Annotated in this window: 13 protein-coding genes; 8 read left to right on the forward strand and 5 right to left on the reverse strand. The window is 60.8% G+C overall.

Annotated features, from left to right (window positions below; genetic code table 11):
• Nucleotides 1-1,929: a threonine--tRNA ligase gene (gene thrS / locus H7R73_RS12490; RefSeq protein ID WP_010674801.1), complete on the reverse strand. Its 1,929-nt coding sequence runs from the start codon at nucleotides 1,927-1,929 to the stop codon at nucleotides 1-3.
• A gap of 322 nt (nucleotides 1,930-2,251) precedes the next feature.
• On the opposite strand from thrS, the gene H7R73_RS12495 reads away from it, so the two are divergent.
• Complete coding sequence (locus tag H7R73_RS12495; protein ID WP_124245003.1) at nucleotides 2,252-2,467, forward strand: hypothetical protein; 216 nt, start codon at nucleotides 2,252-2,254, stop codon at nucleotides 2,465-2,467.
• A 3-nt stretch (nucleotides 2,468-2,470) separates the two neighbouring features.
• On the opposite strand, the gene H7R73_RS12500 is transcribed toward H7R73_RS12495, so the two are convergent.
• Nucleotides 2,471-3,061 (reverse strand): tetratricopeptide repeat protein, encoded by a 591-nt coding sequence (locus tag H7R73_RS12500; RefSeq protein WP_164882852.1) that lies wholly within the window; start codon nucleotides 3,059-3,061, stop codon nucleotides 2,471-2,473.
• Nucleotides 3,062-3,235: 174 nt separating this feature from the next.
• Here H7R73_RS12500 and H7R73_RS12505 point away from each other — a divergent pair, with 174 nt between their 5' ends.
• Nucleotides 3,236-4,291 carry a PA0069 family radical SAM protein gene (locus H7R73_RS12505; RefSeq protein WP_103260191.1) on the forward strand — a complete coding sequence of 352 codons (1,056 nt, stop codon included), beginning with the start codon at nucleotides 3,236-3,238 and terminating at the stop codon, nucleotides 4,289-4,291.
• 6 nt (nucleotides 4,292-4,297) lie between these two features.
• Here H7R73_RS12505 and H7R73_RS12510 read toward each other — a convergent pair whose 3' ends face one another.
• Together H7R73_RS12510 and gyrA are read right to left on the reverse strand one after the other, a co-directional pair.
• Complete coding sequence (locus tag H7R73_RS12510) at nucleotides 4,298-4,471, reverse strand: hypothetical protein (protein ID WP_182951156.1); 174 nt, start codon at nucleotides 4,469-4,471, stop codon at nucleotides 4,298-4,300.
• 304 nt (nucleotides 4,472-4,775) lie between these two features.
• Entirely contained in the window at nucleotides 4,776-7,523 is a 2,748-nt protein-coding gene (gene gyrA, locus H7R73_RS12515; protein WP_103260192.1) for a DNA topoisomerase (ATP-hydrolyzing) subunit A, read from the reverse strand.
• Nucleotides 7,524-7,722: 199 nt separating this feature from the next.
• On the opposite strand from gyrA, the gene ubiG reads away from it, so the two are divergent.
• The 5 genes from ubiG (at nucleotide 7,723) to yfaE (ending at nucleotide 13,562) form a co-directional block, all read left to right on the forward strand.
• Nucleotides 7,723-8,439, forward strand: a complete 717-nt coding sequence (gene ubiG / locus H7R73_RS12520) for a bifunctional 2-polyprenyl-6-hydroxyphenol methylase/3-demethylubiquinol 3-O-methyltransferase UbiG (RefSeq protein WP_182951157.1) — start codon at nucleotides 7,723-7,725, stop codon at nucleotides 8,437-8,439.
• On the forward strand, nucleotides 8,439-9,125 hold the full coding sequence (locus H7R73_RS12525) for an HAD family hydrolase (RefSeq protein ID WP_029314563.1): 687 nt from the start codon (nucleotides 8,439-8,441) through the stop codon (nucleotides 9,123-9,125). Before ubiG ends, H7R73_RS12525 begins: the two co-directional genes overlap by 1 nt.
• A gap of 587 nt (nucleotides 9,126-9,712) precedes the next feature.
• Nucleotides 9,713-11,980 carry a class 1a ribonucleoside-diphosphate reductase subunit alpha gene (gene nrdA / locus H7R73_RS12530; RefSeq protein ID WP_010674815.1) on the forward strand — a complete coding sequence of 756 codons (2,268 nt, stop codon included), beginning with the start codon at nucleotides 9,713-9,715 and terminating at the stop codon, nucleotides 11,978-11,980.
• Between the two features lie 79 nt (nucleotides 11,981-12,059).
• On the forward strand, nucleotides 12,060-13,193 hold the full coding sequence (gene nrdB, locus H7R73_RS12535; RefSeq protein ID WP_042017109.1) for a class Ia ribonucleoside-diphosphate reductase subunit beta: 1,134 nt from the start codon (nucleotides 12,060-12,062) through the stop codon (nucleotides 13,191-13,193).
• Between the two features lie 48 nt (nucleotides 13,194-13,241).
• Complete coding sequence (yfaE, locus tag H7R73_RS12540; RefSeq protein ID WP_406568563.1) at nucleotides 13,242-13,562, forward strand: class I ribonucleotide reductase maintenance protein YfaE; 321 nt, start codon at nucleotides 13,242-13,244, stop codon at nucleotides 13,560-13,562.
• A gap of 116 nt (nucleotides 13,563-13,678) precedes the next feature.
• On the opposite strand, the gene mltA is transcribed toward yfaE, so the two are convergent.
• Nucleotides 13,679-14,830, reverse strand: a complete 1,152-nt coding sequence (gene mltA / locus H7R73_RS12545; protein WP_029314565.1) for a murein transglycosylase A — start codon at nucleotides 14,828-14,830, stop codon at nucleotides 13,679-13,681.
• A 150-nt stretch (nucleotides 14,831-14,980) separates the two neighbouring features.
• Between mltA and H7R73_RS12550 the strand changes: the two genes are divergently transcribed.
• Nucleotides 14,981-15,232, forward strand: a complete 252-nt coding sequence (locus tag H7R73_RS12550) for a DUF1289 domain-containing protein (RefSeq protein ID WP_039040754.1) — start codon at nucleotides 14,981-14,983, stop codon at nucleotides 15,230-15,232.
• The last annotated feature ends 36 nt before the right edge of the window (nucleotides 15,233-15,268 follow it).

The raw sequence follows: 15,268 nt of genomic DNA on the forward strand, positions 1-15,268 counted from the left end.
TTATTCCTCCACTTTCTTTTGTCCGCGGGTCTGAACTTCCTGGGTCAACAGAGCAATCAGCTCTTCAACAGGATAAGAGCCCAGGTCAGCCCCTTTACGAGTACGCACTGCAATCTTGCCGGCTTCTACTTCTTTGTCGCCGCAGACCAGCATGAAGGGTACTCGCTTCAAAGTATGCTCGCGGATTTTAAAGCCAATCTTCTCATTTCTCAAGTCCGCTTTTGCGCGAAGGCCCGCATCATTCAATGCCTTGGCAACTTTCACAGCATAATCGGCCTGGTTATCCGTGATATTCATGACCACGGCCTGGGTCGGAGCCAGCCAGGTCGGGAACAGACCGGCGTACTCTTCCGTCAGGATCCCGATGAAGCGCTCCAGCGAGCCCAGAATGGCGCGGTGGATCATCACGGGGATGTGGCGCTCGTTGTCTTCGCCCACATAGGTGGCGCCAAGACGGCCCGGCAGGGCAAAGTCGAGCTGCACGGTACCACACTGCCAGGCACGATCAAGGCAATCGTGCAGGGTGAACTCGATCTTGGGACCGTAGAAAGCCCCCTCGCCCGGTTGCAGGTCGTACTTCAGGCCGTTGAGTTCCAGCGCCTCGGCCAGCGCGGCCTCGGCACGATCCCAGGCTTCATCAGAGCCGATACGCTGCTCCGGACGGGTCGAGAGCTTGACCACGATGTTTTCGAAACCGAAGGTACCGTAGACGTCATAGACCATGCGGATGCACGCAGACACCTCTTCCATGATCTGCTCTTCGGTACAGAAGATGTGGGCGTCATCCTGGGTGAAACCCCGTACCCGCATCAGGCCGTGCAGGGAGCCTGACGGCTCGTTGCGGTGGCAGGAGCCGAACTCGGCCATGCGCAACGGCAGATCGCGGTAGGATTTCAGACCCTGGTTGAAAATCTGCACGTGACCCGGGCAGTTCATCGGCTTGATGGCGTACTCGCGGTTTTCGGACTGGGTGGTGAACATGGCCTGGGCGTATTTCTCCCAGTGACCTGAACGCTCCCACAGCACGCGATCCATCATGAAAGGGCCTTTCACTTCCTGATAGTCGTACTCTTTGAGCTTGCCACGGATGAAGGTTTCCAGCTCGCGGAAAATGGTCCAACCATCGTTGTGCCAGAACACCATGCCCGGCGCTTCTTCCTGCATGTGGTACAGGTCGAGCTGCTTGCCGATCTTGCGGTGGTCGCGCTTGGCGGCCTCTTCCAGACGCTGCAAATAGGCCTTGAGCTGCTTCTTGTCGGCCCAGGCGGTGCCGTAGATGCGCTGCAGCATCTTGTTGTTGGAGTCGCCGCGCCAGTAGGCGCCGGACATCTTCTGCAACTTGAAGTGGTGGCAATGACGCATGTTGGGCACGTGCGGGCCGCGACACATGTCGATGTACTCTTCGTGATGATACAGACCGGGCTGGTCATCACGGGCAATGTTCTGATCCAGGATCTCGACCTTGTAGGTCTCGCCACGGGCTTCGAACACGTCGCGCGCTTCCTGCCAGGAGACCTTCTTCTTGATGACGTCGTAATCCTTGGCGGCCAGCGCCAGCATGCGCTCTTCCAGGGCAGCCAGATCTTCGTCGGTCAGGGTGCGGTCGAGATCGATGTCGTAGTAGAAACCGTTGTCGATGACGGGACCGATGGCCATCTTGGTCTGGGGCCAGAGTTGCTTGATGGCATGACCCAGCAGGTGAGCACAGGAGTGGCGCAGAATGTCCAGACCTTCTTCGTCTTTGGCGGTGATGATGGCCAAGGAGGCATCGGCTTCGATCAGCTCGCAGGCATCCACCAGTTCACCGTTTACCCGACCGGCAATACACGCCTTGGCAAGACCGGGACCGATGTCCGCGGCCACATCCATGACGGAAACGGCGTGGGCAAATTGACGTTGGCTGCCGTCAGGCAGAGTAATGATTGGCATTAGGTGTTTCCTTATACAGTGGTGACCCCTACCAAAGGCCACATGCAGGTTGGAGAAACCCTTTCATGTCCAGCTGTTCACTCCCGAGTTTCACCGTTCACAATACGGTTGGTACACGGCAGTGGCACACCATATGGCGTGTGCAAGGCCATCCATTGAGAGGTACAGCGGGGGATTGTATCAGACGCGACAACCCAGACAAGCTGTCTTGGCGATTTTGCATACCGCCTAAGCGCGGGTGTCAATCTGTCGTACTTGCGAGGGCGCCCTTCTGCTGCCATACCCTGTACCAGATTGAAGCGTCAGCCAAAGCAAGGAGAGCATGATGTACACCTACGACATTTCATTTCCGGAGCATGCAGAAAAGCTGGTTCATCCGGATCACCTTCTCACGACTCACTGTCCCGTCCATATCGGTGAGCTGGTGATCCTGGGTGATGGCAGCAAGCGGGAGGTATGCAGCATCGTCCACAGTGCCGAGCGCAGTACCCTCTATGTCACCGACGTGACGCCCGGCAAAGTCACCGCCAGCCGTTGATCCCTAACCGGCGTTCAGAAAAGAGTGGCCATTGAAATCGAAGGCGCTGCGCCCCTCCTCGGCCAGCGCCATCTCCTGCAACACCTGGAGTGCCATCTTGTTGCCCTTTTGCGAGGCCTGATAGAGCCACTGCTTCGCCTCGGCCAGTTCAACCCGCCCGTTGACCCCCATCAGGTGCAGGATGCCCACCTTCAGCATGGCGGGCACATCACCGTTCCTGGCTGCCAGCTCCATCCAGCGAAACGCCTCGTGCAGATCCCGCTTCACCCCGGCCCCGCGCAGATAGACCTCTCCCAGCCGATACTGGCCGAAAGCGTCCCCCGCCTGCGCAGCCTGACGATAGAGTCGGATGGCGCGATCCATATCCTGCTCGCTCCCCTGCCCCACTTCATGGCTCCAACCCATCAGCGCCTGTGCCCGTGGCTGGCCCTGCTCCGCCAGGGGCGACCAGATCCGGGTCGCCTCATCAAAGTGCCCTGTCCGCCAGGCGCGGTTGGCCGCCGCCAGCTCCTGATCGGTGGAGAGCGGGATCAGACGCCAGATGACCAGCGCAATGAGGGCGATGAAGAGCCAGCGGGCAGTAGTAGGTTGCATGACATTTTCCGTGATCTGGTTCGCATTTCGTCTATGTAAACGAAATGTAGCAACAGATCAAGCAGGAGATCACCCGGGTTCACCCTCTTTCATGGGGTCGCTCTTTGCGAACTTGCAGTTTGACGGGCGACACAGCAAAATAACTGTATATATAAACAGTGCATTGGTGATGTGATGGCAGGACGAGGCGCGAACCACAATGTCGAGCACCGCTTCAGCGGCCCGCAAATCGAAACCGTTGACGACGGCTCGAGTCAGAGCGACTGGGACGCGGCATTTGCCGCCAGCGCTCCCCGCACCGAGGTGACGGAGATCAGCGCCCGCAGCATCATCAGCTACAACGATTCGCCGGATCTTCCCTTCGGTCGCTCCATCAATCCCTATCAGGGGTGCGAGCATGGCTGCATCTACTGCTATGCCAGACCCAGCCACGCCTACCTTGAGCTCTCCCCCGGGCTGGATTTCGAGAGCAAGCTGTTTGCCAAAATCAATGCTGCCGAGCTGCTGCGACGGGAGTTTGCCAAGCCAGCCTATCAGCCGCAAACCATCGTGCTGGGGGCCAATACCGATCCCTATCAACCCATCGAGCACCACTATCGCCTGACTCGCGAACTCCTGACGGTGATGCTGACTCATCGCCATCCGGTAGGGCTCATCACCAAGAGCGCCATGATCCTGCGCGACCTCGATCTGCTGACCGAGCTGGCCCGGGAAGGGTTATGCCAGGTGATGGTGTCGGTCACCACCCTCAATGAGACGCTGAGGCGACAGCTGGAGCCCAGGGCCAGCACGGGGGTTGGGCGGATCAAGGTGATCGAACGACTGGCCAAGGCCGGTGTGCCGGTCGGCGTGCTCGCCGCCCCCATGATCCCCAGGCTCAACGAGCCGGAACTGGAACAGATCATCAAGGCCGCCGTCGACGCCGGGGCGGGCTGTGCGGATTACATCTTGCTGCGATTGCCCCACGAGCTCACCACCCTCTTTTGCGACTGGCTCGATACGCACTATCCCGGCCAGAAAGAGGCGATCCTCAACCAGCTGCGGGCAAGCCGGGGTGGCGCACTCAACAGCGCCACCTTTGGCAGCCGCATGCGAGGTGAAGGACAGTTTGCCGACCTGCTCGCCCAGCGCTTTCGCCTGATCAGCAGGCGGCTGCAACTGGGCAAGCGCCATGTAGCACTCAATACAGCCGCCTTCATCCGCCCGGGCGAGCAGTTGCGTCTGTTCTGAGCACCGTCAGCCCCGTGGTCTCGGCGGGCAGCTCCCCGCTGGGTGGCGCTGTGCAATCAGCTCCGCAGGCAGGCGGGATGGCTCGTGCGCCACCTCCTCCTCATCCACCCTAAGGTGCACCTTCTCCTGCCCTCCCCACATCCGGCTCCACCAGATCTCCCACATTACCCAGCTCGTCATAACAGTGCTCCTGGCAAGCGATGCCTGCCTCTGTGGTGGCCTCATTCAACGCAGGCAGCATGGCTGGCCGTCATGACAGGGCCATGACAGTCGAGTGAAGGAATCGTGTTGATGCGATGGGACCAACCCTGCATATCAGGAAGATGACGCCGTGGCAGGCAGGGCTGCATGCACGGCAGACGGAGCCTCGCAGCAGAAAAGAGGGCGCCAGGGCAAGCACAGGGACGGGGAGAGCCTGCGGTGAGGCAGACAAAAAAAGAGCGACCATCAAGGTCGCTCTTTTGCACCGGACAAAGGGGGACGATTACTCGTCGCCCGCCTCCCCGGTATCGACGGCGCCAGCGTCCGCTGCGGTGTCGGTGCCTTCAGACACCTCCCCTTCAACAGCCAGGGCCTCGGTTTCCTCTTCGTCGCTCTCGGCAACGCGCTGCAGGCCGACCACGGTCTCGTCTTCACCGGTACGGATCAGACGCACACCACCGGTGTTGCGGCCGATGACGCTCACCTCGGACACCCGGGTACGAACCAGAGTACCGCCGTTGGTGATCAGCATGATCTGGTCGGTATCTTCGACCTGGATCGCATCGATTACCTTGCCGTTGCGCTCATCCACCTTGATGGAGATGACGCCCTGGGTACCACGGCTCTTGGTCGGGTACTCGTCCAGCGCGGTACGCTTGCCGTAACCGTTCTCGGTGGCGGTGAGGATGGCACCATCGCCACGGGGCACGATGAGGGAGACCACCTTGTCACCGCCGCCCAGCTTGATGCCGCGCACGCCAGCAGCGGTACGACCCATGGGACGTACGCCCTTGAAGGTGCCCTTGCTTTCGGTGCCTTCGCCGTTGTCACTGCCATCATCATCGTTGCCGGCGTCGTCGTCGGTGTCGACTTCGTCAGTGGCATCGGCATCGGCGCGACCGCTGCCTTCCGCGAAGCGAACCACCTTGCCCGCATCGGAGAACAGCATGATCTCGTTGCTGCCATCGGTGATGTCCACCCCGATCAGCTCATCACCCTCTTTGAGGTTGATGGCACGGATACCGGAGGAGAGCGGACGGCTGAAGTCAGACAGGCTGGTCTTCTTCACGGTGCCGTTGGCGGTAGCGAAGAAGACATACTTGTCGGCGTCATATTCTTTCACCGGCAGGATGGCGGTGATGCGCTCACCCTCATCCAGCGGCAGCAGGTTGATGATCGGACGACCGCGGGCGCCACGGGACGCTTCCGGCAGCTGATACACCTTGAGCCAGTAGACCTTGCCACGGGTGGAGAAGCACAGAATGGTGTCGTGGGTGTTGGCCACCAGCAGACGCTCCACAAAGTCCTCTTCCTTGATCCGGGTGGCCGACTTGCCACGACCACCGCGGCGTTGGGCCTCGTAGTCCGAGAGCGGCTGATACTTCACATAGCCCTGGTGAGACAAGGTAACGACCACGTCTTCCGGGGTGATCAGATCTTCGATGTTGATCTCGGCACTGGACATGCTGATCTCGGTGCGACGCTCGTCGCCGTACTGCTCGCGCACGGCCAGCAGCTCGTCACGGATCACTTCCATCAGGCGTTCCGGGCTTGCCAGGATGTGCAGCAGCTCGGCGATGAGATCCAGCAGAGATTGATACTCTTCCAGGATCTTCTCGTGCTCGAGGCCGGTCAGCTTGTGCAGACGCAGGTCAAGGATGGCCTGGGCCTGGATCTCGGTCAGGAAGTACTGCCCTTCACGGATGCCGAACTCCGGCTCCAGCCACTCGGGGCGAGCCGCGTCGTCGCCCGCTTTTTCCAGCATGGCGGCCACGTTGCCGAGCTCCCAGCCCTTGGCTACCAGGGCGGCTTTCGCATCCGCCGGGGTCGCACTGTGGCGAATGAGCTCGATGATGGGGTCGATGTTGGCCAATGCCACCGCCAACCCTTCCAGGATGTGCGCCCGATCCCGCGCCTTGCGCAGCTCGAACACGGTCCGGCGAGTCACCACTTCACGGCGGTGCAGCAGGAAGGCGTCCAGGATCTCTTTGAGGTTCATCACCTTGGGCTGGTTGTTGTCCAGCGCCACCATGTTGATGCCGAACGTGGTCTGCATCTGGGTGTGCTTGTAGAGATTGTTCAGCACAATCTCGCCGGACTCGCCGCGCTTGATCTCGATGACGATGCGCATGCCGTCCTTGTCGGACTCATCGCGCAGGGCGCTGATGCCCTCGATCTTCTTCTCTTTGACCAGCTCGGCGATCTTCTCGATCAGGCGAGCCTTGTTCACCTGATAGGGGATCTCGTGGACGATGATGGTCTCGCGACTGGTCTTCTCGTCCACCTCCACCTCGGCCTTGGCCCGCACATAGACGGAGCCGCGACCGGTACGGTACGCCTGCACGATGCCGGAACGGCCGTTGATGATGCCGCCGGTGGGGAAATCCGGGCCGGTGACATGGGTCATCAGCTCGTCAATGGTGAGGTCGCCGTTTTCGATCAGCGCCAGGCAACCGTTGACAATCTCGGTGAGGTTGTGAGGCGGGATGTTGGTCGCCATGCCCACCGCGATACCGGAGGAGCCGTTGACCAGCAAGGTGGGGACCTTGGTGGGCATGACAGCCGGGATCATCTCGGTGCCGTCGTAGTTCGGCACCCAGTCCACGGTCTCTTTGTCCAGATCGGCCAGCAGCTCGTGGGAGATGCGCGCCATCCGCACTTCGGTGTAACGCATGGCCGCGGCGTTGTCGCCGTCCACCGAACCGAAGTTGCCCTGACCGTCGACCAGCATGTAGCGCATGGAGAAATCCTGCGCCATCCGGACGATGGTGTCATACACGGCGCGGTCGCCATGCGGGTGATATTTACCGATTACGTCACCGACCACACGGGCCGATTTTTTATAGGGCTTGTTCCAGTCGTTCCCCAGCTCGTTCATTGCATACAGAACGCGGCGGTGAACCGGTTTCAAGCCATCACGCACATCCGGCAGAGCTCGTCCTACGATCACGCTCATGGCGTAATCCAGATAGGAACTCTTGAGCTCTTCTTCGATGTTGACCGGCGTGATCTCTCTGGCCAGATCGCTCATAGAAAGCCTTAATCCCTAATTAGTTGTTCTTTGGCTTAAACAGCGCGACATGGTAACACACTGAGCCAAATACATTAAGCCACAAATCCGATGAGCACATCGGGCTGGTGCGACGAGGTCGGTCCGTTATAATGCGCGCCAGGACAATAGATTGCGCGCGCCCAGCCCGCTGCGCGCCTTGCCACAGGATCATCAAAACATGAATAGTGATGCCAATGTCGATCTGACAGAAATCGCCAAATTTGAAGCCATCGCCTCCCGCTGGTGGGACATGGAGGGCGAATTCAGGCCACTGCATCAAATCAACCCGGTGCGCCTTGACTGGATCACCGACAAGAGCGGCGGCCTGTTTGGCAAGCGCGTGCTCGACATCGGCTGCGGTGGCGGCATCCTCTCCGAGAGCATGGCCCGCCGGGGGGCCCGGGTCACCGGCATCGACATGGGCAAGGAGCCCCTCGGGGTCGCCCGCCTGCACGCGCTGGAACAAGGTGTGGAGCTCGAGTACCGCCAGATCACCGCCGAAGCCCACGCCGATGAAGCGCCGGGCCAGTATGACGTGGTCACCTGCATGGAGATGCTGGAGCACGTGCCGGACCCGGCCTCGGTGCTGCGCGCCATCGCCACCCTGGTACGGCCGGGGGGCAAGGTGTTCGTCTCCACCATCAACCGCAACCCCAAAGCCTATCTGATGATGATCCTCGGCGCCGAGTACCTATTGAAGATGGTCCCCAAGGGCACTCACGATCACAAGAAGTTCATCACCCCCGCCGAACTCTGTCGCATGGGGGAAGCCTCGGGCCTCCTGGTGCGGGACATGAGCGGCGTTCACTACGCCCCGCTCTCCAACAGCTTCAAGCTCGGCAAGAATGTCGACGTCAACTACATGGTGGCGTTCGAGCGCCCGGAGCAAGGCTGATGAGCACACCTCACCCGATGCCCCTTGGCTGCGTGCTGTTTGATCTGGACGGCACCCTGCTCGACACCGCCCCAGACCTTGGCGCCGCCGTCAACCATGTGCTGATAAGCGAAGGCTTTGCCCCGCTCTCTGACGACATCATCCGTCAGACCACCTCCCACGGGGCCCTCGGGCTGCTCAGGGCCGGTCTTGGGGACGAGCTGCTCGAGGAGCTGGGGGCTACCCGCCTTCGCACCGCCCTGCTCGACTACTACGCCGCCAACCTCTGCGTCGGCACCCGCCCCTATGAAGGCATGGTGGATCTCATCGAGTGGCTCGACGAGAAAAAGCTGCCCTGGGGCATTGTCACCAACAAGCCGGGCTTTCTCACCGAACCGCTCCTGGCAGCCCTGCCCGAACTCGCCAGTTGCGGCGTGACGGTGAGCGCCGACACCTTGCCGGTGCGCAAGCCCGACCCCGCCCCCATGTTCTTTGCCTGCGAGCGGCTCGGCATCGCGGCGAGCCAGTGTCTCTATGTGGGGGATCACGTGCGCGACATTGAGGCTGGCCGCAATGCCGGCATGCGTACCGCGGTGGCTGGCTGGGGTTATCTCAATGATGACGAGGATCCGGCCCTCTGGGGCGCCGATCTTCACTTTGATACCGTGCAGGCCCTGCACCACTGGCTGCGTTACGAGCTGAGCTGACACGTTCATTGCCCATGACCGACAAGGCATCCGGATAGAGGTGGATCTGCGGGGCAACTTTGATGTTGTCCCGATGGCAGTGTGGGCATCTGCCCCGACGCGCAGCTCCCCCGCAGCACACCAGAGGGATCCCGGACAATCCCTCTTTTTACAGGCTTGGCAACCCCCCGAACGGCGTAACAGGACACCTTTTGACCCTGACTGCACAAGGGATGAGCAGGCCGGATTTGCTAGTAAAAACACCCTGCTTTCGCAAGCAAAAAAAGTTATTTTAATTTTCCATCTTCGATCGCCGGACTTGCATTTGACGGATCGGACGGATGAAAACCCGTTCGCTGTGAGCGTCCACTAACTCCCGTCCCGACACCCACAATTTATCCACAGCTAATGCGTTATCCACAGATTGCATTACCGCATCGACCTCACTATCTTGTAGTTCGCATTAAAAATAACACTACATCTTGTGATTCATCGCACAATCCCTGCCCAGTTTCCCTCGACAGACGGAGCCGGGTTGCGCCATTGTGCGATGGCTTTTCGGGAATCAACCGATACCGGCAGGTATCAATGAAAGGGGTCATCAGCCAATGAACTTGTTTGTGACGAAGCGTAACGGACACAAAGAACCCATCGATCTGGATAAAATTCACCGTGTGCTCGACTGGGCTGCCGAGAAGCTCGACAACGTGTCGGTCTCCCAGGTGGAGCTCAAGTCCCACATCCAGTTCTATGACGGTATCCGTACCGCCGACATCCACGAGACCATCATCAAGGCTGCTGCTGACCTCATCTCCGAGCAAAGCCCGGACTACCAGTACATGGCTGCCCGTCTGGCCATCTTCCACCTGCGCAAGAAGGCCTACGGCCAGTTCGAGCCGCCCCACCTGTATCAGCACGTCGCCAGACTGGTGGACATGGGCAAGTACGACAAGCACCTGCTGGAAGACTACACCCAGGCGGAATTTGAGGAGCTGAACGGCTACCTCGATCACTGGCGCGACATGGACTTCTCCTACGCGGCGGTCAAGCAGCTCGAAGGCAAGTACCTGGTACAGAACCGCGTCACCGGCGAGATCTACGAGAGCCCGCAGTTCCTCTACATCCTGGTAGCGGCCTGCCTCTTCTCCAAGTATCCGAAAGATACCCGTCTGGACTACATCAAGCGCTTCTATGATGCGGTCTCGACCTTCAAGATCTCCCTGCCGACCCCGATCATGAGCGGCGTGCGCACCCCGACCCGCCAGTTCAGCTCCTGCGTGCTGATCGAGTGTGACGACAGCCTGGATTCCATCAATGCCACCGCCAGCGCCATCGTGCGTTACGTTTCCCAGCGCGCCGGCATCGGCATCAACGCTGGTCGCATCCGTGGTCTGGGCAGCCCCATCCGTGGCGGCGAAGCCTTCCACACCGGCTGCATCCCCTTCTACAAATACTTCCAGACTGCGGTGAAGTGCTGCTCCCAGGGCGGCGTGCGCGGCGGTGCGGCCACCCTGTTCTACCCGCTGTGGCACACCGAGGTGGAGAGCCTGCTGGTACTGAAGAACAACCGCGGCGTGGAAGAGAACCGGGTCCGTCACATGGACTACGGCGTGCAGATCAACAAGCTGATGTACCAGCGCCTCATCAAGGGCGGCGATATCACCTTGTTCTCCCCGTCCGATGCACCCGGCCTCTATGACGCCTTCTTCGCGGACCAGGACAAGTTTGAAGCGCTCTACGTCAAGTACGAGCAGGATCCGGCCATTCGCAAGAAGACCCTGAAGGCGGTGGATCTCTTCTCCCTGATGATGCAGGAGCGCGCCGGTACCGGTCGCATCTACATCCAGAACGTGGATCACTGCAACACCCACAGCCCGTTCGACCCCTCCGTGGCACCGGTTCGCCAGTCCAACCTCTGCCTCGAGATTGCGCTGCCCACCAAGCCGCTCAACAACGTGGATGACGAGGACGGCGAGATTGCCCTGTGCACTCTCTCCGCCTTCAACCTGGGCGCCATCGAGAAGCTGGAAGATCTGGAAGAGATGGCCGAGCTGGCCGTGCGCGCTCTGGACGCCCTGCTCGACTATCAGGACTACCCGCTCAAGGCCGCCAAGAAGGGCAGCATGAACCGCCGTACTCTGGGGATCGGCGTCATCAACTACGCCTACTACCTGGCGAAAAACGGTGCCCGCTACTCCGATGGTTCCGGTCTGGCCCTGACCCACCGCACCTTCGAGGCGATCCAGTACTATCTGCTGAAGGCCTCCGTGCAACTGGCCCGCGAGTTCGGCCCCTGCCCGGCCTTCAACGAGACCACCTATGCCCAGGGTATCCTGCCCATCGATACCTATAAAAAGGATCTGGACACCCTGTGCAATGAACCCCTGCACCTGGACTGGGAAACCTTGCGCGAAGAGATCAAGACCGTGGGTCTGCGCAACTCCACCCTGACCGCCCTGATGCCGAGCGAGACCTCCAGCCAGATCTCCAACGCCACCAACGGCATCGAGCCGCCCCGCGGCCTGGTGTCGGTGAAAGCCTCCAAGGACGGCATCCTCAAGCAGGTGGTGCCGGAGTACCACCGCCTGAAGGATCAGTACGAACTGCTGTGGAAACAGCCGAGCGTCGACGGTTACCTGCAGCTGGTCGGCATCATGCAGAAGTTCGTGGATCAGGCGATCTCCGCCAACACCAACTACGACCCGGCCCGCTTCGAAGGCAACAAGGTGCCGATGAAGCAGTTGCTCAAAGACTTGCTGACCGCCTACAAATACGGTCTCAAGACCCTCTACTATCACAACACCCGTGATGGTGCCGACGACACCCAGACCGATCTGCAAGATGACGGCTGCGCTGGCGGGGCTTGCAAGATCTAACCGCGAAACGCACTGATAAACCGGGCGGGAGCATCAAGCTCCCGCCCTCCTGTTTTCCCTATTTCACGGCATTCGAACCATGGCTTACTCTACTTTTTGCCAGACCCAAAACGATCAGCTCAAGGAGCCGATGTTCTTCGGCCAGTCGGTCAACGTGGCCCGTTATGATCAGCAAAAGCACGACATCTTCGAGCGGCTGATCGAGAAGCAGCTCTCCTTCTTCTGGCGCCCGGAAGAGGTGGACGTCTCCCACGACCGCATCGACTTCCAGGCTCTGCCGCCCCACGAGCAGCACATCTTCATCTCCAACCTGAAGTACCAGACCCTGCTGGATTCCATTCAGGGCCGCAGCCCCAACGTGGCCCTGCTGCCCCTGGTCTCCATCCCGGAGCTGGAGACCTGGATCGAGACCTGGGCCTTCTCCGAGACCATCCACTCTCGCTCCTACACCCACATCATCCGCAACATCGTCAACAACCCGGGCCAGGTGTTCGACGACATTGTGACCAACGAGCAGATCTTGAAGCGCGCCGGCTCCATCAGCCACTTCTATGACGATCTCATCGAGGCCACCTCCGTCTATCACCTGCACGGTGAGGGGACCCACCGGATCGGGGATCGCGAAGTCACCATCAGCCTGCGGGAGCTCAAGAAGAAGCTCTACCTGTGCCTGATGAGCGTCAACGCCCTCGAAGCGATCCGCTTCTACGTCAGCTTCGCCTGCTCCTTCGCCTTCGCCGAGCGTGAGCTGATGGAGGGCAATGCCAAGATCATCAAGATGATCGCCCGTGACGAAGCGCTGCACCTGACCGGCACCCAGCACATGCTGAACCTGATGCGCAGCGGCAACGACGACCCCGAGATGGCGGAGATCGCCGTCGAGTGCGAGCAGGCCTGCTTCGAGCTGTTCAAGGAAGCGGCCCTGCAAGAGAAGGAGTGGGCCGAGTACCTGTTCCAGGACGGCTCCATGATCGGCCTGAACAAGGACATCCTCTGCCAGTACGTGGAATACATCACCAACCTGCGCATGGCGGCCGTCGGCCTGCAACCGGCCTTTGCCGGCACCAAGCAGAACCCCATCCCCTGGATCAACACCTGGCTCTCCTCCGACAACGTGCAGGTGGCGCCCCAGGAAGTGGAAGTAAGCTCCTATCTGGTGGGTCAGATCGACAGTGAAGTGCACGCCGACGATCTGGGTGACTTCGAGCTGTGATGCAAGGCGACCTCTGCTGGCAGACCATGATGCGGGAGAGCGACGTCCGTGAGTGACGCCACCGCCACCCTGAACGCCCCCCTGCATACCGCCACCACGGCGCCGGAGGGGCAAACCCCCCAGGTACAGACCCTGGACGGTGTGCTGCACCCCCATCCCGGCGAAAGCGTGCTGGAGACCCTGGAGCGCCACGGCCATCACGTGGAGTTCCAGTGCCGCAGCGGCTATTGCGGCGCCTGCCGCACCCCGCTGCTGGCGGGCAAGGTGCACTACGCCGCCGTCCCGCTCGCCTTTGTCTCCCAGGGGGAGTGCCTCCCCTGCTGCTGCCAGCCGGTGGGCGCCATCAAGCTCGATATCCGAAAGGGCTGACGGCCCTTGTCGCCAGATCTGCCCCGCAAACAAAAAGCCGCCGGATTGCTCCGGCGGCTTTTTTCATGGGAATGTCCCGTCTCTTGAGGGAAATGAGGGGCCATGACCCTCTTGCGTTACAACCAGGGGGCGGCAGTCGGCCCGTGGTGCAGACCCAGCTTCCAGACCCGGCCGAAGTGCTTATAGTGACCGGCCGCGACACCGGCCTTCTCACCCATACCGTGGTAGAGATCGAGGTGGCCCTTCTTCACCGCGCCCCCCACATCCAGCGCAATCAGCAGCCGCAGCTGGTGCTTGCCGGTCCAGTTGCCCTCTTTGTCCAGCAGCGGTACTTCCGCCAGGATCGGCGTGCCCATGGGCAGCAGAGTCTTGTCGGCAGCCACCGCCGCCATCGGCAAGAGCGGAATGCCGGCGGCCCCCACCACGTCGTTGGTGGGACGGCGCTCGAAGAAGACATAGGAGGGGTTCTGCTCCACCAGCTCCTTCACGCTCTCTTCCGGCTGACGATTGGCCCACTCCTTGATGGCCTTCATGGACATCTGCTCCTTGGGTACTTCACCACGGTCGATGAGCACCCGGCCAATGCTGACATAGCCGTGGCCGTTCTTGCCGCTGTAGCCGAGGTACTGCAACCGGTCGTCATCGCCGTAGTGAACAAAGCCGGAACCCTGCACGTCCATCAGGAAGTTGTCGATGAGGGATTTGCTGTAGCCCAGCTCCAGCCCCCGGTTGGCCAGCGCCCCTCGGTGGATCTCGGCCCGGCTCGGGCAGCGACCGCCGCAGTTGGGCATGGCATAGATGGGATACTTGTACTGGGCGTCCGGGCGATGGCGCACCTCCAGCACCGGCGAGTAGTAGCCGGTGAAGAGCACGTTGCCCATGCGGTCGGCACCGCCAAGCTGCGCCAGGCTGATGCCGTACTGGGTGATATGGGCGGGATTGCCCCCATTGGCGACCCAGCGTGAGAGTTGACGGTAGAGCTCCCCATAGCGGCTCGCCATACGGCCGGAGCGTTCCATCACCATCCGGCTCTGGGGACCGAACTTGCTGTAATCGGCGCGGGCGCGGCTGTTGACCCGCTCCACCCGCACCAGATCCCCCGGCAGGGCACCATCCAGATACTGCTTGCCCAGATTCACAGGGATCTCGCAGTTCAGAAAACATCCGGATTCCGCCTTCTTCTGGGGCACCTTGACCGGTTCAGGGTTGCCCGCACAACCGGCCAGCCCCACCACGGCGGCGGCCAACCAGTACGCATGTCTATTCATATGTCCTCATATAACACCGAGTGTCTTGCACGGCGGGGAAGATGCCAAAATTGCCCGGGGAAAGCAAACGCCTTCACGCCCCTGACGACGGATTTCTCCTGCCGTGATCTTCTGGGTTATAACAAGGTGACAAGGTGTGAGAGGTCATGGATGGAACAGCTCGAAATCTTCCCGCTCCAGAGCCCCTGTGTCGGGGTCTGCGAACTGAACAACAAGGGGTATTGCAAGGGATGCCTGCGAAGCCGCGAGGAGCGTTTCAACTGGCTTGCCATGACCCCTGCCCAGCAGCAGGAGGTGATGCGCCTGTGCCGCAGCCGCAAGGCCAGGGTCGAGGCCGCTCGCCGCAAGGCGCAGGCCGCAGAGGCGGCCGATCCGCCGCCCCCGCCGGGCTGGGATTTTTAAATCCCCCTTTGCCCCTCCCCTCAACAAGAAAGGCGG

Source organism: Aeromonas sp. WP2-W18-CRE-05 (assembly GCF_014168615.1).
Lineage (GTDB): Bacteria > Pseudomonadota > Gammaproteobacteria > Enterobacterales > Aeromonadaceae > Aeromonas > Aeromonas caviae.